We start from the raw sequence: 17,750 nt of genomic DNA, 5'->3' as shown, positions 1-17,750 counted from the left end.
GGAGTCGGACCGGGTTAGCACGGTCGCGAACGATCCGTGACTTCCATGGTGTACCCGAGGGCCCCCTCAGGCAAACCCACGCGCCACACCTTACGCCGAATGGGCTGCGCCTATGCTCAAGACGTGGAAAACCACTTGTTGCCTCGCACAGCGGCCTTCTTCGACCTGGACAAGACGGTCATTGCGAAGTCGAGCACACTCACCTTCAGCAAGTCCTTCTACCAGGGCGGACTGATCAACCGCAGGGCCGTGCTGCGGACCGCGTACTCCCAGTTCGTGTTCCTCGCCGGCGGCGCGGATCACGACCAGATGGAGCGCATGCGGAAGTACCTGTCCGCACTGTGCCGCGGCTGGAACGTCCAGCAGGTCAAGGAGATCGTCGCCGAGACCCTGCACGACCTGATCGACCCGATCATCTACGACGAGGCCGCCACGCTCATCGAGCAGCACCACACCGCGGGCCGGGATGTCGTGATCGTGTCGACCTCGGGCGCCGAGGTGGTCGAGCCGATCGGCGAACTGCTGGGCGCCGACCGGGTCGTGGCCACCCGCATGGTGGTGGGCGACGACGGCTGCTTCACCGGCGAGGTGGAGTACTACGCCTACGGCCCGACCAAGGCGGAGGCGGTCCGGGAGCTGGCCGCGTCCGAGGGTTACGACCTGGCCCGCTGCTACGCCTACAGCGACTCGGTGACCGACATCCCGATGCTGGAGGCCGTCGGCCGTCCGCACGCCGTGAACCCGGACCGCGCGCTGCGCCGGGAGGCGCTGGCGCGTGAGTGGCCGATCCTCGATTTCCACCGGCCGGTGCGGCTGAAGCAGCGGTTCCCGGCGTTCTCCGTTCCGCCGCGCCCCGCCCTTGTCGCGGCGGCCGCGATAGGCGCGGCGGCGGCCACCGCGGGTCTTGTCTGGTACGCCGGCAGGCGCCGTGCGACGGTTGCCTGAACGTACTTTTTGCCGCCGCGCGTCCCACCCCGGGACGCGTTCGCCGTTCCGGCGCCCGTTTACTGCTTGTTTGAACCAAAAAGTAAAGGAACGCGGCCAGGACTTCCCCTCTCCGGGGAGCCGGAGTACAAAGGAGTTGACGGCCCGCGAGACCAAGGACGTCCGGGAGGACGACCCTCAGAACGCTTTAGGCCCCACGGACCGAGCATGGAAACCGCGCACCCACGCGACGTCGACCCGTCGATTACGGGCCAGCCGCACCAGGTGGCGGGCAAAGAACCCGACCTGATGGGCGTACCTCGAGGACGCTTGGTAACGCGGTGGACATGCCAGCGGCGGTACGAGTACTCGTACCGCCGCATTTTCGCGTAAGGCCCGCCCCCCGGCCCGCGCCGCCCTTCCCGCCGGTCAGGCGGCTCCGCGCTGGAGCGCCTCGCACACCGCCGTCGACTCGCGCGCGCCCAGCTCGATCGCGCGCCCGCAGTGGGCGATCCAGGCGGCCATGCCTTCGGGGGTGCCGGACATGTAGCCCTCCAGCGCCTTCAGATAGGCGTCCTGCCCCAGCTCGGCGTGTCCGACCTCGGCGGGGCACACCGACTTCGGGTCGAGTCCGCTGCCGACCAGGACGATCCGCTCGGCCGTACGCGCGACCAGGCCGTTGTGGGACGTGAAGGGACGCAGCGCCAGCAGCTCGCCGTGCACCACGGCGGCCGTGACCAGCGCCGGCGCCGAACCCCCCGCGATGACGACCTCGGCCAGCCCCTCCAGACGGCCGTGCATCTCCCCGGCGCCCGGCAGGGGCAGACCGATCAGGGGCTCGTCGACCGGCTCGCCCGCCTGCCGGGGCCGGCCCACCTGCTCGGCCTTGTCGGCCGCGGCGACCAGGTGCAGCCGCGCCAGCACCCGCAGCGGCGACTGCCGCCAGATCGACAGCAGCTGGCCCGCCTCGGCGGTCAGCCGCAGCGCCGCACCCACCGTGCGCGCCTCGTCGTCGCCGCTGAAGTCACTGCGCCGCCGCACCTCCTCCAGCGCCCAGTCCGCGCCGGACAGCGCCGCTGAAGCCCGGGCGCCGCGCAGGGCCGCCTCGGAAGTGATCTCGTTGCTGCGCCGCCGCATGACCCGGTGCCCGTAGACCCGGTCCACGGCCTTGCGTACGGACTCCACGGAGTCGGCCACACCGGGCAGGTTGCCCAGCGCCGCGAGGGGATCGGCGGTCGCGCCCGTCGTACTCATGAACACGACCCTACGCACCCCGGACGCCCGCCCCACGATGGAGTGGTCTTCTTCACGCACCGCTGTGACGTACAGCCACAGACCCACTACTCTTCGTGAACATGAAAATTGCTTTCGTTGGGAAGGGCGGGAGCGGAAAGACGACCCTGTCCTCCCTGTTCATCCGCCACCTCGCGGCCGAGGGCGCCCCGGTCGTCGCCGTCGACGCCGACATCAACCAGCACCTCGGGGCCGCGCTGGGCCTGGACGAGACCGAGGCCGCCGCCCTCCCCGCGATGGGCGAGCACCTTCGCCTGATCAAGGACTACCTGCGCGGGAGCAACCCGCGCATCGCGTCCGCCGACACGATGATCAAGACGACCCCGCCCGGCGAGGGCTCCCGGCTGCTGCGGGTGCAGGAGGACAACCCGCTCTACGACGCCTGCGCCCGCCCGGTGGACCTGGAGGGCGGCGCCGTCCGCCTGATGGTCACCGGCCCCTTCACCGACGCCGACCTGGGAGTGGCCTGCTACCACTCCAAGACGGGGGCCGTGGAGCTCTGCCTGAACCACCTGGTGGACGGCCCCGACGAGTACGTCGTGGTCGACATGACGGCCGGCTCGGACTCCTTCGCCTCCGGCATGTTCACCCGCTTCGACATGACGTTCCTCGTCGCCGAGCCGACCCGGAAGGGCGTCTCCGTCTACCGCCAGTACAAGGAGTACGCCCGCGACTTCGGCGTGGCGCTCAAGGTCGTCGGCAACAAGGTGCAGGGTCCGGACGACGTCGACTTCCTCCACGCGGAGGCCGGCGACGACCTGCTGGTGACCGTGGGCCACTCGGACTGGGTCCGGGCCATGGAGAAGGGCCGCCCGCCCCGCTTCGACGGCCTGGAGGAGTCGAACCGGCTCGCCCTGAGCACGCTGCGCGCCGCCGCCGACGCGACGTACGAGCAGCGGGACTGGGAGCGGTACACGCGCCAGATGGTGCACTTCCACCTCAAGAACGCCCAGTCGTGGGGCAACGAGCGCACCGGGACCGACCTGGCGGCGCAGATCGACCCCGGCTTCGTGCTCGGCGAGAGCGTCACCGCCGGCGCCTGAGCCTCACTCCTTCGGCGCGGGGGATCCCGGCGCGCCCTTGGGGGCCGGGGCGGGGCCGGAGGCCAGGAAGGTCTTCCAGCCCTCCTTCGGGGCCTCGCCGACGCCCAGCGAGCGCAGCTTCTCCAGGGTCGCCGGGTCCTGCGCGTCCAGCCAGTCCGCCAGCTGCCGGAAGGAGACGCACCGCACCTGGGACTTGGTGCACACCGTCTCGATGACCTCCTCGACGGCGCGCATGTAGGTGCCGCCGTTCCAGGACTCGAAGTGGTTGCCGATGATCAGGGGCGCCCTGTTGCCGTCGTAGGCGCGCTCGAAGCCCTGGAGCAGGCCGTCCCGCATCTGGTCGCCCCACATCTCGTGCTTGGCGGGGTCGCCCTGGGTGGTGGTGCCGGACTGGTTGACCATGAAGTTGTAGTCCATGGTGAGCTGCTCGAAGGAGTGGCCGGGGAAGGGCACGAGCTGCATCGACAGGTCCCACAGCCCGTCCTTCTTCTGGGGCCAGACCTGGTTGTTGACGCCGCTGGTGTCGTAGCGGAAACCCAGTTCCCGGGCGGCCTTCATGAAGTTCTTCTGCCCTTCCAGGCAGGGTGTGCGGGCCCCGATGAGCTCCTTGTCGTAGTCGAAGGGCAACGGGGCCTCGTTCTTCATGCCGGTGTTGGTCTTCCAGGTCTTCACGAACTGCTTGGCCTGGGCGATCTCCTCCTTCCACTCCTCCACCGACCACTCCCCCACCCCGCCGCCGCTGCCGCAGAAGTGGCCGTTGAAGTGGGTGCCGATCTCGTTGCCCTCGAGCCAGGCCAGCCGCAGCTGCTTCACGGTGTCGGCGATGCCCTGCTGGTCGTTGAAGCCGATGTCGGAGCGGCCCGGCGAGTGCTGCGGCGGGTGGTACAGGTCGCGCTTCTCCTCCGGAAGGAGGTACACACCGCTCAGGAAGTACGTCATGGTCGCGTCGTTGTCCTTGGCGACCTTGCGGAAGTGCGAGAACAGCTTCTGGCTGTCCTCGCCTGCGCCGTCCCAGGAGAACACCACGAACTGCGGCGGCTTCTCGCCGGGCTTCAGCCGCTCGGGCTTCGGCAGGTGCGGCTGGGCGCCGGTGTACGCGGTGGAGCCGTCGCCGATCAGCCGGACGACGTTCTTCGGCGCGGGTGCCGGCTGCGCCTTCTCCCGTTCCGGCCCGTCCTGCCCGCCACCGCCGTCGGCGCCGGTTCCGCAGCCGGCGAGCGCGGCGAGGCAGACCGCGGTGATCACGGTGCCGGTGGCGATCCTGTGGGTGGCGGCCATTCGCCCACCTTCTTCCTTCTCCCGGGCAGAGCTCGATGAGGCGTTGTGTGGTGCTGCGCCGGTCCATGCCGACCGCGCCGTCAACGTCGCACGGGAAGAAGAAGTGGATTAATACGACAAGCCGATGAAATGGCCACTTCATCCCTCAGGGTGATGACTGCCGCCATTTGCCCGGAAAGTCTATGCCGGTCCTTTACTCGCAATTACGATCTGTTTACTGAGAGTTTCCTCGTCCCGCCGTTCTGGGGCCGTGCCCCACGGCCGCGACCTCTTCGCCCGAGCGGGCCCCCACCGTCACGCGACCGCGCAGACCCGAAGGAGACGGGAGTCCATGTCAGCCTGCGTTCCCGCCGGCACCACCGGCTCGGCGCACACCGAGCAAGCCCATCCACCGCACAGCCCGCCGCCCGGCCGCCGCCGGCGCTTCCGCGTCGCGGGCGCCGACCTCTCGGCCGCCGTCGCGGTCTTCCTCATCGCCCTCCCCCTGTCGCTCGGCATCGCCCTCGCCACCGGCGCGCCCCTCCAGGCCGGTCTCGTCGCCGCGGCCGTGGGCGGAATCGTCGCCGGACGGTTCGGCGGCTCCCCGCTCCAGGTGAGCGGTCCGGCGGCGGGACTCACGGTCGTCACCGCCGACCTCATCCACCAGTACGGTTGGCGCACCACCTGCGCCATCACCGTTCTCGCCGGCCTCGCCCAGCTCGGGCTCGGCTGTCTGCGCGTGGCGCGCGGCGCCCTCGCCGTGAGTCCCGCGATCGTGCACGGCATGCTCGCCGGGATCGGCGTCACCATCGCCGTCGCCCAGGTGCACATCGTCCTCGGGGGCGAACCGCAGAGCTCCGTGCCCGACAACCTCCGCGCCCTGCCCGCCCAGTTGGCACGCCTCGACCCCGCAGCCCTCGCGGTGAGCGTGCTGACCCTGGCCGCCCTGATCCTCTGGCCCCGGCTGCCCGGCCGCGCCGGACACCTGCTGCGGCGGGTGCCGACCGCCCTCGTCGCCGTCGCCGGCACCACCGCGGTCGCCGCGGCGGCCGGACTGGTGCTGCCCGTGGTGGACCTGCCCTCCTGGCGCAGTCACGCCCTGGCCGGGCTGCCCGAAGGGCCGGTGCTCGGCCTCGTCGCGGCCGTGCTGACCACGACGCTGGTGTGCAGCGTGCAGTCGCTGCTCGGCGCGGTGGCCGTGGACAAGCTGGCGTCCGCCCGCCCCGGCGCGCGGACCGTCATCCGCTCCGACCTGGACCGGGAGCTGCTCGGGCAAGGCACGGCCAACATCGTCTCCGGCTCCCTCGGCGGCCTGCCGGTGGCCGGGGTCGCCGTCCGCAGCACGGCGAACGTCCACGCGGGCGCCGTCAGCCGGAACTCCACGATGATCCACGGCGTCCTGGTGGTGGCGGCCGCGCTGCTCCTGGTCCCGCTGCTGGAGCTGATCCCGCTCGCCTCGCTCGCCACCCTGGTCATGGCCGTCGGCATCCGGATGGTGTCCCTGCACCACATCCGCACGGTGACCCGTCACCGCGAGGTCCTGGTCTACGTCGTCACCGCCCTCGGCGTGATCTCCTTCGGCGTGCTGGAGGGCGTGGCGCTCGGCATCGCCGCGGCCGTCGGCGTGGCCCTGCACCGGCTCACCCGCACCCGGATCGCCCACACGGAGGAGAACGGCGTCCATCACGTCCATGTGCGCGGACAGCTGACGTTCCTCGCGGTGCCCAGGCTGAGCCGGGCGCTGCATCTGGTGCCCCAAGGCGCCGACGCGGTGGTGTCGTTGGACGGCTCCTTCATGGACCACGCGGCGTACGAGGCGCTGCAGGACTGGCAGAGCACGCACACCGCGCGGGGCGGCACCGTGGAGATCACGGGCCGGCGCGCCGGGGTCCGGATCGCCGAGCCCGGGTCCCTCGCCTCCGGGCCGGCATCCGGCGCGGAGTCCTCCGGGACCGCGAGCGACTGCCGTTGCCGTCCCTGGACGGCCTGGCGCAATCACCAGTGCGACCGGCCCACGCCCGGCCCCGGGGCCGAGCCGGACGCGACGACCGTCAGCGGCGCGGCACAGCAGCCCGCCGATCCCGGCGCCCCGCCCCGCAGGCGCCCCCCGGGCAGCCGTCAACTCGTCCGCGGGCTGAGCACGTTCCAGCGCAGAACGGCGCCCTTGGTGCGCGACGAGCTGGCCCGGCTGGCGCGAGAAGGGCAGCGGCCCTCGCAGTTGTTCCTGACCTGCGCCGACTCCCGCGTGGTCACCTCGATGATCACTTCCAGCGGTCCCGGCGACCTCTTCGTGGTGCGCAACGTCGGCAATCTCGTGCCGCCGCCCGGCGCGGAGAGCGGCGACGACTCGGTGGCCGCCGCCATCGAGTACGCCGTCGACGTACTGGCGGTGCGGTCGATCACGGTGTGCGGCCACTCCGGGTGCGGCGCCATGCAGGCCCTGCTCGGCTCCCGCCCCGCCTCACCGGCCGCCACGCCGCTCGGACGCTGGCTCCGGCACGGCGGACCGAGCCTGGAGCGGCTGCACGACGCCGGCACGCCCGCGCCCCGCCTGGCCGGTCGCGCCCTCGCCGACGACATCGAGCAGCTCTGCCTGACCAACGTGGTCCAGCAGCTGGAGCATCTGCGCGCCCATGAATCGGTCGCCCGCGCCCTGGAGGAAGGAGTCCTCGAACTGCACGGGCTGTACTTCCACGTGGGCGAGGCCCAGGCGTACCTGCTCACCGAACAGGAGGAGGAAAGGGTCTTCGACCGGGTACGCGAGGTGGACCTGGCGGTGTGAGGCGCACCCGCGTGTGAGGGGCGTTACACCTCTTGAACCGGGACGCCCCCCGCCCCGTGAGAAGGGGTGTCGGGCACCAGCGCGACACGACCGCAACAGGTCTAAACCATTTTCCCGTCGACCCTTGTCAGCGTGCCCCCAGGTCTGATGAGCTGTGGCTTGGGACACAACGGACACCCTGGGAAAGGCAGATGCCGTGAGCAATGAAAGCCTGGCCAACCTTCTGAAGGAGGAGCGACGCTTCGCGCCCCCCGCCGACCTGGCCGCGAACGCCAACGTCACCGCGGAGGCGTATGAACAGGCCAAGGCTGACAGGCTCGGCTTCTGGGCCGAGCAGGCCCGCCGACTGACCTGGGCCAAGGAGCCCACCGAGACGCTCGACTGGTCGAACCCGCCGTTCGCCAAGTGGTTCCAGGACGGCGAGCTCAACGTCGCCTACAACTGCGTCGACCGGCACGTGGAGGCCGGGCGCGGGGACCGGGTCGCGATCCACTTCGAGGGCGAGCCGGGCGACAGCCGCGCCCTCACCTACGCCCAGCTCAAGGACGAGGTGTCCAAGGCCGCCAACGCCCTCCTGGAGCTCGGGGTCCGCAAGGGCGACCGGGTCGCCGTCTACATGCCGATGATCCCGGAGACCGCCGTCGCGATGCTGGCCTGCGCCCGCATCGGCGCCGCGCACTCCGTGGTCTTCGGCGGCTTCTCGGCGGACGCGCTCGCCACCCGCATCCAGGACGCCGACGCGCGGGTCGTCATCACGGCCGACGGCGGCTACCGGCGCGGCAAGCCGTCCGCCCTGAAGCCGGCCGTGGACGAGGCCGTCAGCCGGGTGGAGAACGTCGAACACGTCCTCGTCGTCCGCCGCACCGGCCAGGACGTCGCCTGGACCGAGGGCCGCGACGTGTGGTGGCACGACGTGGTCGACCGGCAGAGCACGGAGCACACCCCGGAGGCGTTCGGGGCCGAGCACCCGCTCTTCATCCTCTACACCTCGGGCACCACGGGTAAGCCGAAGGGCATCCTGCACACCTCCGGCGGCTACCTGACCCAGATCGCGTACACGCACTGGGCGGTGTTCGACCTCAAGCCGGAGACCGACGTCTACTGGTGCACGGCCGACGTCGGCTGGGTCACCGGACACTCGTACATCGTCTACGGGCCGCTCGCCAACGGCGCCACCCAGGTCATGTACGAGGGCACCCCGGACACGCCCCACCAGGGCCGTTTCTGGGAGATCGTGCAGAAGTACGGCGTGACGATCCTCTACACGGCGCCCACCGCGATCCGGACGTTCATGAAGTGGGGCGACGACATCCCCGCGAAGTTCGACCTGTCGTCGCTGCGGGTGCTCGGCTCCGTCGGCGAGCCGATCAACCCCGAGGCGTGGATCTGGTACCGCAAGAACATCGGCGCCGACCGCGCCCCGGTCGTCGACACGTGGTGGCAGACCGAGACCGGCGGCATCATGGTCTCGCCGCTGCCGGGCGTGACCTCCGCCAAGCCGGGTTCCGCCCAGACCCCGCTGCCGGGCATCTCCGCCACGGTCGTGGACGACGAGGCGAACGAGGTGCCCGACGGCGGCGGTGGCTACCTGGTGCTGACCGAGCCGTGGCCGTCGATGCTGCGCACCATCTGGGGCGACGACCAGCGCTTCCTCGACACCTACTGGTCGCGCTTCGAGGGCAAGTACTTCGCCGGTGACGGCGCGAAGAAGGACGACGACGGCGACATCTGGCTGCTCGGCCGGGTGGACGACGTGATGCTGGTGTCCGGCCACAACATCTCCACCACGGAGGTCGAGTCCGCACTGGTCTCCCACCCGGCGGTCGCCGAGGCGGCCGTGGTGGGCGCGACCGACGAGACGACCGGCCAGGCGATCGTCGCCTTCGTGATCCTGCGCGGCACGGCGGCGGAGAGCGAGGACCTCGTCGACGAGCTGCGCAACCACGTGGGCGCCACGCTCGGCCCGATCGCCAAGCCGAAGCGGATCCTCCCGGTGGCCGAGCTGCCGAAGACCCGCTCCGGCAAGATCATGCGCCGCCTGCTGCGGGACGTCGCGGAGAACCGCCAGCTCGGGGACGTCACCACGCTGACGGACTCCACGGTCATGGACCTCATCCAGGCGAAGCTGCCGGCCGCGCCGAGCGAGGACTAGAACGGCGGGCCTGCCACGGGCGGGTGTGTCGACGGCGGTGCCCCCGCCCCCGGGTCGCCCGCGGCCCTCACCTACGGGGACGCCGTCCGACACCCCGCCCGTTCGTCGGTCCACACCGTCACGCCGGCCGTCGTCGGTCCGCACCGACACCCCGCCCGTCGTCGGTCCGCACCGGCACCCCGCCCGTCGTCGGTCCGCACCGACACCCCGCCCGTCGTCGGTCCGCACCGGCACCCCGCCCGTCGTCGGTCCGCACCGACACCCCGCCCGTCGTCGGTCCGCACCGGCACCCCGCCCGTCGTCGGTCCGCACCGACACCCCGCCCGTCGTCGGTCCGCACCGTCACGCCGGCCGGGCGGCCGTGCGCGCCCGGCCACGCTGTGCACGCGCCCGGCCACCCTGCGCGCGGCCCGCTCACCGCGCCCCGTGGCGCGCGTTCACCCTCGAGGCGGCGCGTGTCCCTGCTCAAGGCGGCTCGTGTCCCCCACTCAAGGCGGCGCGTGTTCCACCCGCCTCTTACGTGTCCCGGCGTTCGTCAGCGTTGCGGCGCAGGGTCGTCTTGCGCCGGGGCCGGCGGATCAGGTCGTCGTCCTGGGGTTCACGAGGCACGTAGAAGAAGCCTTCCTCCGTGTCGGGGTCGTAGTGGACGACGGCGTTCTCCTCCGCCAGCGTCCGTGTCCAGGACTCCAGCCGTCTGGCCGCGTTCCCGTCCAGGTCCATGCCCGCACGGCGCCGGCCCTCCACCCGCAGCATCGCCAGCGGGTACTGGTGCCGGTGCTCGGGTTTCACAGCCCAGGGGATCAGGTCGTCGTCCCGGGCGATACGCCTGCTCAGGCCCTTGCGGTACCGGAAGTTCCCCCACATGGAAGGGACGGTGTCGATCCCGTACTTCCTCCGGTACTCGTCGATCATCTGCTGGTAGGTCCACCCCTCCTCGAACCAGCGGACGACCTCGCCCTCATCCACGATCTTGCGCTTCGGCACGGCCCCTCCTGCTTCCGTCGCACGGCCCTCTCCCCGCCCCGCAACGACTCGGATCACGGTATCCCGCACGCTCACCGGATCTTCGCACCGGTAACCTGAGGGCGGTCATCACGGGCAGGGGCAGGTATGAAGATGCAGGTCATCGCGTGCGATGTGGACCGGCGGACACCTGCCGCCACCTACACGATCGCGTCGGCCGACGGCAGGCGCCTCGAGACGGATCTGTGCGCCGTCTGCGCCCGCCCGCTGGAGACGCTGCTCGACGGTGCCGGAAATCCTGCCGCTCCCAGGCCGACCGCGGAGGAGACGGCGACCGGGAGGACGACCGCCGCCCCGGCCGAGGCCGGGCAAGGACGCGCCACCCGCGGACGGCGGCGCCTGCGCGTGACCACCCTGGAAGAGATCGAGGCGAGGAAGAGGGCCCTGGCCTCCGGGAAGGACTGAGAGCACGTCGACCGCGCGCGTCTCGCCCTCGGGCCCCGGCTCCGCACTGTGAGGAGAGCCACGTCACAGCACTCCGCACCGCATGGCCGCGTCCGGGCGGCGGCACCCCCGCATGGCACCATTGCCGCAGGTCAGCACGATTCCCCCCGCCTGCCTCACCTTCAGGGTCCCGGTGGCGACCCCGTGCCCGGCTTCTCGATGCCGCTGGTGCGGCCCACGTGCGCGTTGGCTAGGCTCAAGAGCACAACACGCTGTCTCATGGAGCGCCGGGAAGTCTGGTCGGCACGCGATTCGTGCTGCCCACCGACCGGAGGAACACGCTGTGAGCGCCCCCACCCCCACCCCCCGCAAGGCCTTCGGCCGTCTCTCGCTGCCCGAGCGGAACTTCGTCGCGGAGGCCCTCCGCACGGAGACCGTGGGCGGCGTCCTGCTGCTGCTCGCCGCCGTCGCCGCGCTGGTGTGGGCGAACATACCCGCGCTGCAGGACAGCTACGAGAGCGTCAGCCACTGGCACTTCGGCCCCGAGTCGCTCGGGCTGAACCTGTCCGTGGCGCACTGGGCCGCCGACGGCCTGCTCGCCATCTTCTTCTTCGTCGCCGGCATCGAGCTCAAGCGGGAACTGGTCGCCGGCGACCTGCGCGACCCCAAGGCCGCCGCGCTCCCCGTCGTCGCCGCCCTGTGCGGCATGATCGCGCCCGCGCTGGTCTACACGCTCACCAGCGGCCTGGGCGGCGGCTCCCTCGCCGGCTGGGCCGTGCCCACCGCCACCGACATCGCGTTCGCGCTGGCCGTGCTCGCCGTCATCGGCACCTCGCTGCCCAGCGCGCTGCGCGCCTTCCTCCTCACCCTCGCGGTCGTCGACGACCTGTTCGCGATCCTGATCATCGCGCTCTTCTTCACCGACCAGCTCAACTTCGCGGCGCTCGGCGGCGCCGCCGCGGGCCTGCTGCTCTTCTGGCTGCTGCTGCGCAAGCGGGTGCGCGGCTGGTACCTGTACGTGCCGCTGGCCGTGGCGATCTGGGGCCTGATGTACAACAGCGGCGTCCACGCCACCATCGCCGGTGTCGCGATGGGCCTGATGCTGCGCTGCCACCGCGAGGAGGGCGAGGAGCACTCCCCGGGCGAGCACATCGAGCACCGCGTCCGGCCGCTGTCGGCGGGGCTCGCGGTCCCGCTGTTCGCCCTGTTCAGCGCGGGTGTCACGGTCTCCGGCGACGCGCTCGCGAAGATGTTCACGCAGCCCGAGACGCTCGGCGTCGTCCTCGGTCTGGTCGTCGGCAAGACGCTCGGCATCTTCGGCGGCACCTGGCTGACGTCCCGTTTCACGCGTGCCTCGCTCAGTGACGACCTGGCCTGGGCCGACGTGCTCGCGGTGGCGGCGCTCGCCGGCATCGGCTTCACCGTGTCGCTGCTCATCGGAGAGCTGGCCTTCGAGGGCGACGCGATGATGACGGACAGCGTGAAGGCCGCCGTCCTCACCGGTTCGCTGATCGCCACCGCCTTGGCGACCGTCCTGCTGAAGATCAGGAACGCCAAGTACCGCAAGCTGGCCGACGAGGAGGAGCGGGACGAGGACCTCGACGGCATACCGGACGTCTACGAGCAGGACGACCCGGAGTACCACCTGCGCATGGCCCGCATCCTCGAGGAGAAGGCCGCCGAGCACCGGCGGCTCGCCCTGGAGAAGGCCGCCGAGCGGGACGCGCTTGCGGAAGTGCCGGGCGGGGCAGGCGATCCGCACGACGGTCCGGCATGATCTGACGGGACGGTACAAAAGACGGGACCGTCCCGCGCAGGCACGACGGACGTACGCGAGGCGTACGGAGAAGAGGGAGACCGCGATGAGCGCACCCGACGGCAGCCCGGTCGGCGCCGAACGCAGCATCGGCCAGCTGTTCGCCACGGCGACGGCGGAGATGTCGGCGCTGGTGCACGACGAGATCGCGCTGGCGAAGGCGCAGCTCCGGCAGGACGTGAAGCGGGGCGCGACCAGCGGAGGCGCGTTCATGGCGGCGGGCGTGCTGCTCCTGTTCTCCCTGCCGATGCTGAACTTCGCCCTCGCGTACGGCATCCACGCCTGGAGCGGCTGGAACCTCGGCTGGTGCTTCCTGCTGTCCTTCGCGGCCAACTGCCTCGTCGCCGGCGTCCTCGCGCTGATCGGCGTCACCTTCGCCAAGAAGGCCAAGAAGGGCCGCGGCCCGCAGAAGGTCGCCGCCTCGATGAAGGAAACGGCCGGCGTCCTGCAGAAGGCCAAGCCGCATCCGCGCCCCGCCCTTCCCGAGAACCGCGGTCCCGAGGCCATCGAGGCTGTGGCACGCTCGTCCTCATGACGGACCCCGCCACTCCTACGGCGCAACCAGCCTCGGTCGTACGCCTGGACCTCCCGGACGCCCCGGGACTCGTCCACCGGGACGTCGCCGCCAACGGCGCCCGCTTCCACATCGCGGAGCTGGGTGACGGCCCGCTGGTACTGCTGCTGCACGGCTTCCCGCAGTTCTGGTGGACCTGGCGGCACCAGCTGACGGCGCTCGCCGACGCCGGGTTCCGGGCCGTCGCCATGGACCTGCGGGGCGTCGGCGGCAGCGACCGCACCCCGCGCGGCTACGACCCGGCCAACCTCGCGCTGGACGTCACCGGCGTCATCCGCTCCCTGGGCGAGCCGGACGCCGCTCTGGTCGGTCACGACCTGGGCGGCTACCTGGCCTGGACGGCCGCGGCGATGCGCCCCAAGCTCGTACGGCGGCTCGTGGTGTCCTCGATGCCGCACCCGCGGCGCTGGCGCTCCTCGATGCTCGCCGACGCCCGGCAGACGGCGGCCCAGTCGCACATCTGGGGGTTCCAGCGGCCCTGGATCCCGGAGCGGCGGCTCACCGCGGACGACGGGGCGCTGGTGGCCCGGCTCATCGAGGAGTGGTCCGGGCCGCAGCCACCCGACGACAAGGCTCTGGAGATCTACCGGCGGGCCATGTGCATCCCGTCCACGGCGCACTGCTCGATCGAGCCGTACCGGTGGATGGTGCGGTCGCTGGCCCGCCCGGACGGCATCCAGTTCAACCGCAGGATGAAGCGCCCGGTGCAGGTGCCGACGCTGCACCTGCACGGCTCGCTGGACCCGGTGGTGCGCACCCGCAGCGCCGCGGGCTCGGGGCAGTACGTCGAAGCGCCGTACCGCTGGCGGCTGTTCGACGGCCTGGGGCACTTCCCGCACGAGGAGGACCCGGTGACCTTCTCGACCGAGCTGATCAACTGGCTGAGGGATCCCGAGCCGGACCGGTGACCGGACGGATGCGTTCCGTACCGCTCACACCCATGGCGACCAAACGCTTGTCATTCGAAGGCCAATTGCCTGGCGCATAGGCCAATTGGCGGCCCCTCAGGCGGTTATCGACCTTGGGGCGGGGGCACACGTCCGGGTATGGGCTGGACGCACGACTACAGTGACGCAAGCCGCAAGCGCCGCTCGGCGAGCGGTGTGGGCTCCCACCAGCGAGGCGGTGCACCACAGATGGCAGCTACGGATCTCAGGGTCGGCATCCCGCGCATTCTCCGCCGCCGTGCGCGCTGGGTCTCCGTCCGGCTCCGTCATCCGCGCGGCTGACGGCCCGCCCGGCCGTTCCTGACGCTCCGGCAACCGCCGCCCCGGTTCCCGCTCAGAGCGCGCACGTGTCGCTGTCCACCTCCTGGGCGGCGGCACGGCCCCGGACGATGTCCTCGCGGATCTCGTCCACGGTCAGCGCGTATCCCGTCTCGGCGTCGTCCAGCGACTTCGCGAAGATGACGCCGTAGACCTCGCCCTCGGGGGTGAGGAGCGGGCCGCCGGAGTTGCCCTGACGGACCGTCGCGTACAGGGAGTACACGTCACGGCGGACCGTGCCGCGGTGATAGATGTCGGGACCGTTGGCCGTGATGCGCCCCCGCAGCCGCGCCGCGCGGACGTCGTACGCGCCGTTCTCCGGGAAGCCGGCGACGATGGCGCTGTCCCCGCTGCTCGCGTCCTCGGTGGCGAACCGCAGCGCGGGCGCGTCCAGATCGGGCACGTCGAGGACGGCGATGTCGCGCTTCCAGTCGTAGAGGACGACCGTGGCGTCGTACTTCCTGCCCTCGCCGCCTATCTGCACGACCGGCTCGTCGACGCCGCCCACCACATGGGCGTTGGTCATGACGCGCCGGTCGTCGAAGACGAAGCCGGTGCCCTCCAGGACCTTGCCGCAGCTCGTCGCGGTGCCCGTCACCTTCACGATGGAGCGCTGCGCGCGGACGGCCACGGGGCTGCCCGCCAGCGCCGGGTCCGGCGGCCGTACGTCGGTGATGGGCTCGTTGGCGAACGGGCTGAAGACCTGCGGGAAGCCGTTCTGCGCGAGGACGGAGGAGAAGTCGGCGAACCAGATGTCGGCCCGGTCCGGCAGCGCCCGGGAGACGCCGAGCAGCACCTTGGAGCCGCGCACCTCCTTGCCGAGCGTCGGCAGGGTCGTCCCGGCGAGGGCGGAGCCGATCAGCCAGGCGACCAGGAGCATCGCGACCACGTTGACGAGGGCCCCGCCGGTGGCGTCCAGCGCCCGGGCCGGGGACCAGGTGATGTGGCGGCGCAGCTTGTTGCCGAGGTGCGTGGTGAGGGCCTGGCCGACGGAGGCGCAGACTATGACGACCACGACCGCCACGACGGCGGCGGCGGCGCTCACCTCGGAGCCGTCCGTGAGCGCGTCCCAGACGACGGGCAGCGCGTAGACGGCGATCAGGCCGCCCCCGAGGAAGCCGATCACCGACAGGATGCCGACGACGAAGCCCTGGCGGTAGCCGACCACGGCGAACCACACGGCGGCCACCAGCAGCAGGATGTCCAGCACGTTCACCGATTCAAGCCTCGCCTCGTCCTACGCAGCACGGCGCCCACCCTGTCACGCCCTCCAGTCCAGCGGGACCCGCTTGTCCCGGTCCCAGGGGCGCTCCCAGCCCGCGAAGTGCAGCAACCGGTCGATGACCCCTGCGGTGAACCCCCACACGAGGGCCGATTCGACCAGGAACGCGGGTCCGTGGAAGCCGCTGGGGTGGACCGCGGTCGCGCGGTTGTCCGGGTGGGTGAGATCGGCCACGGGCGCGGTGAACACCCGCGCCGTCTCGTTCGGATCGACGACGCCGACCGGACTGGGCTCGCGCCACCAGCCGAGCACGGGCGTGACGACGAAGCCGCTGACGGGGATGTAGAGCTTCGGCAGCGCGCCGAAGAGCTGCACACCGGACGGATCGAGCCCGGTCTCCTCCTCCGCCTCGCGCAGCGCCGCCCGCAACGGGCCGTCGCCGTGCGGATCGCCGTCCTCGAGGTCGAGCGCGCCGCCGGGGAAGGACGGCTGCCCGGCGTGCGAGCGCAGCGAACTGGCCCGCTCCATGAGCAGCAGCTCGGGGCCGCGCTCGCCCTCGCCGAAGAGGATGAGGACGGCGGACTGCCGTCCCGAGCCGTCCGCGGGCGGCAGGAAGCGGCTGAGCTGCTGGGGCGCGACCGTCTCGACGGCGTGGACCACCGGGTCCAGCCACGGGGGCAGTCCGTCCCTGCTGAGGGTCACCGGACCCCTCTGCGTCCCGCTCGTACGCGTCATGCCCACCCCCGTCGTCCGGCCCCGTCCCACAGGTCCAACGCCCGGTGGCCCCGAGATCGTTCCGCGGAGAACCGGGACGCCCGGCCTGCCCTCATCCGGCCCCCAGCGGCGGGGCCGCCCTGCCGCCCGCGTCCAGATACGCCTGCGGGGGCCTCAGACGCTGGCCCGGCTGACCGGCCTTCTCGTACTTCAGCAGCTTCCGCGCCTTGTCCGGGTCCGTCTCGCCCTCGCCGTAGGCAGGGCAGAGCGGGGCGATCGGGCAGGCGCCGCAGGCGGGCTTGCGGGCGTGGCAGATGCGGCGGCCGTGCCAGATGACGTGGTGGGACAGGTCGGTCCAGTCCTTCTTGGGGAACAGCGCGCCGACCTCCGCCTCGATCTTGTCGGGGTCGGTCTGCTCGGTCCAGCGCCAGCGGCGCACCAGGCGCTGGAAGTGGGTGTCGACGGTGATCCCCGGGCGGCCGAAGGCGTTGCCGAGCACGACGAACGCGGTCTTGCGGCCCACGCCGGGCAGCTTGACCAGGTCCTCCAGCCGGCCCGGCACCTCCCCGCCGAACTCCTCCACCAGCGCCTTCGACAGCCCGATGACCGACCTGGTCTTGGCGCGGAAGAAGCCGGTGGGGCGGAGGATCTCCTCCACCTCCTCCGGGTCGGCGGCGGCCAGGTCCTCGGGGGTGGGGTACCTCGCGAACAGCGCGGGGGTCGTCTGGTTGACGCGCAGGTCGGTGGTCTGGGCCGACAGCACGGTGGCGACGACGAGCTGGAAGGGGTTCTCGAAGTCCAGCTCGGGGTGGGCGTACGGGTACACCTCGGCGAGCTCACGGTTGATCCGGCGGGCCCGCCGCACCAGCGCGGTCCGGGACTCGCCGCGCGGGCCCGCGGCCACCGTCCTCGCGGAGGCGGCCGGTACGGAGGCGGTGGCCTTCTCGGGCGCGGCCGCCCGCTTCCCGGGCGCGGGGGCCTCCGCGGAGGCGGTCGCCTTCCTGGAAGCCGACGCGGGCTTCCTCACAGCGCTCGCTCCCTTCGCGGCCGGCGCGGGCCTCCGCGCGGACGCGGGCTTCCCGGCGGCGGTCTTCCCCACGGCTTCCGCCGTTTCCCTACCGCCATCGGAGCCCTGTTCGCCCACAGCGGAATCGCGATCTGCACTCACCCGCGCAGCCCCCTCGGCCTGTGCTCTCACCGGCGATTTGGACACCCGGCCAGCCTACGACCCGGCGCGGACATCCGTCCCGGACCCCGAGGACCGGCGTCCAATTGGACCCCTGCCGCATACCCCGGCCTCC

At 71.8% G+C, this 17,750-nt stretch carries 15 protein-coding genes; 9 read left to right on the top strand and 6 right to left on the bottom strand.

Annotated elements, in window-relative coordinates; genetic code table 11:
- Positions 1-99 precede the first annotated feature (99 nt).
- Positions 100-945: an HAD family hydrolase gene (locus ACWH4W_RS07425; protein ID WP_473075010.1), complete on the top strand. Its 846-nt coding sequence runs from the start codon at positions 100-102 to the stop codon at positions 943-945.
- 408 nt (positions 946-1,353) lie between these two features.
- Here the strand turns inward: ACWH4W_RS07425 and ACWH4W_RS07420 are convergent, their stop codons facing one another.
- Positions 1,354-2,178 carry a Fic family protein gene (locus ACWH4W_RS07420; protein WP_473075009.1) on the bottom strand — a complete coding sequence of 275 codons (825 nt, stop codon included), beginning with the start codon at positions 2,176-2,178 and terminating at the stop codon, positions 1,354-1,356.
- Between the two features lie 101 nt (positions 2,179-2,279).
- Between ACWH4W_RS07420 and ACWH4W_RS07415 the strand changes: the two genes are divergently transcribed.
- Positions 2,280-3,260: an ATP-binding protein gene (locus ACWH4W_RS07415; RefSeq protein WP_473075008.1), complete on the top strand. Its 981-nt coding sequence runs from the start codon at positions 2,280-2,282 to the stop codon at positions 3,258-3,260.
- Between the two features lie 3 nt (positions 3,261-3,263).
- On the opposite strand, the gene ACWH4W_RS07410 is transcribed toward ACWH4W_RS07415, so the two are convergent.
- Positions 3,264-4,538, bottom strand: a complete 1,275-nt coding sequence (locus ACWH4W_RS07410) for a polysaccharide deacetylase family protein (RefSeq protein ID WP_473075007.1) — start codon at positions 4,536-4,538, stop codon at positions 3,264-3,266.
- Between the two features lie 331 nt (positions 4,539-4,869).
- Between ACWH4W_RS07410 and ACWH4W_RS07405 the strand changes: the two genes are divergently transcribed.
- Both ACWH4W_RS07405 and acs read left to right on the top strand, forming a co-directional pair.
- The gene (locus ACWH4W_RS07405; protein WP_473075006.1) at positions 4,870-7,299 is read left to right on the top strand and encodes a bifunctional SulP family inorganic anion transporter/carbonic anhydrase; all 2,430 of its coding nucleotides are present in this window, start codon (positions 4,870-4,872) and stop codon (positions 7,297-7,299) included.
- Positions 7,300-7,495: 196 nt separating this feature from the next.
- A complete protein-coding gene (gene acs / locus ACWH4W_RS07400) occupies positions 7,496-9,451 on the top strand; it encodes an acetate--CoA ligase (protein ID WP_473075005.1) in 1,956 nt (651 codons plus the stop codon).
- 516 nt (positions 9,452-9,967) lie between these two features.
- Here acs and ACWH4W_RS07395 read toward each other — a convergent pair.
- Positions 9,968-10,435: a hypothetical protein gene (locus ACWH4W_RS07395; RefSeq protein ID WP_473075004.1), complete on the bottom strand. Its 468-nt coding sequence runs from the start codon at positions 10,433-10,435 to the stop codon at positions 9,968-9,970.
- A 126-nt stretch (positions 10,436-10,561) separates the two neighbouring features.
- Between ACWH4W_RS07395 and ACWH4W_RS07390 the strand changes: the two genes are divergently transcribed.
- The 5 genes from ACWH4W_RS07390 to ACWH4W_RS07370 all read left to right on the top strand — a co-directional run bounded on the left by ACWH4W_RS07390 (position 10,562) and on the right by ACWH4W_RS07370 (position 14,477).
- Positions 10,562-10,879, top strand: a complete 318-nt coding sequence (locus tag ACWH4W_RS07390; RefSeq protein ID WP_473075003.1) for a hypothetical protein — start codon at positions 10,562-10,564, stop codon at positions 10,877-10,879.
- A gap of 322 nt (positions 10,880-11,201) precedes the next feature.
- Entirely contained in the window at positions 11,202-12,635 is a 1,434-nt protein-coding gene (nhaA, locus tag ACWH4W_RS07385; protein ID WP_473075002.1) for a Na+/H+ antiporter NhaA, read from the top strand.
- Between the two features lie 85 nt (positions 12,636-12,720).
- The gene (locus ACWH4W_RS07380; RefSeq protein WP_106413179.1) at positions 12,721-13,209 is read left to right on the top strand and encodes a phage holin family protein; all 489 of its coding nucleotides are present in this window, start codon (positions 12,721-12,723) and stop codon (positions 13,207-13,209) included.
- Positions 13,206-14,156 carry an alpha/beta fold hydrolase gene (locus tag ACWH4W_RS07375; protein WP_473075001.1) on the top strand — a complete coding sequence of 317 codons (951 nt, stop codon included), beginning with the start codon at positions 13,206-13,208 and terminating at the stop codon, positions 14,154-14,156. The genes ACWH4W_RS07380 and ACWH4W_RS07375 overlap by 4 nt, the downstream gene beginning before the upstream one ends.
- Positions 14,157-14,294: 138 nt before the next feature.
- The gene (locus ACWH4W_RS07370; protein ID WP_473075000.1) at positions 14,295-14,477 is read left to right on the top strand and encodes a hypothetical protein; all 183 of its coding nucleotides are present in this window, start codon (positions 14,295-14,297) and stop codon (positions 14,475-14,477) included.
- A 52-nt stretch (positions 14,478-14,529) separates the two neighbouring features.
- Here ACWH4W_RS07370 and ACWH4W_RS07365 read toward each other — a convergent pair whose 3' ends face one another.
- From ACWH4W_RS07365 to nth, 3 genes are all read right to left on the bottom strand, one after another.
- On the bottom strand, positions 14,530-15,729 hold the full coding sequence (locus ACWH4W_RS07365) for a MarP family serine protease (RefSeq protein ID WP_473074999.1): 1,200 nt from the start codon (positions 15,727-15,729) through the stop codon (positions 14,530-14,532).
- A 45-nt stretch (positions 15,730-15,774) separates the two neighbouring features.
- Positions 15,775-16,470, bottom strand: coding sequence for an NUDIX hydrolase (locus ACWH4W_RS07360; RefSeq protein WP_473074998.1), 696 nt, complete (start codon positions 16,468-16,470; stop codon positions 15,775-15,777).
- Positions 16,471-16,561: 91 nt separating this feature from the next.
- A complete protein-coding gene (nth, locus tag ACWH4W_RS07355) occupies positions 16,562-17,617 on the bottom strand; it encodes an endonuclease III (protein WP_473074997.1) in 1,056 nt (351 codons plus the stop codon).
- Between the last annotated feature and the right edge of the window lie 133 nt (positions 17,618-17,750).

It is taken from the genome of Streptomyces sp. DSM 120436, from assembly GCF_055778765.1.
Note: the sequence above shows the minus strand (reverse complement) of the source record. Positions and strands in the feature narration are given on the sequence as shown.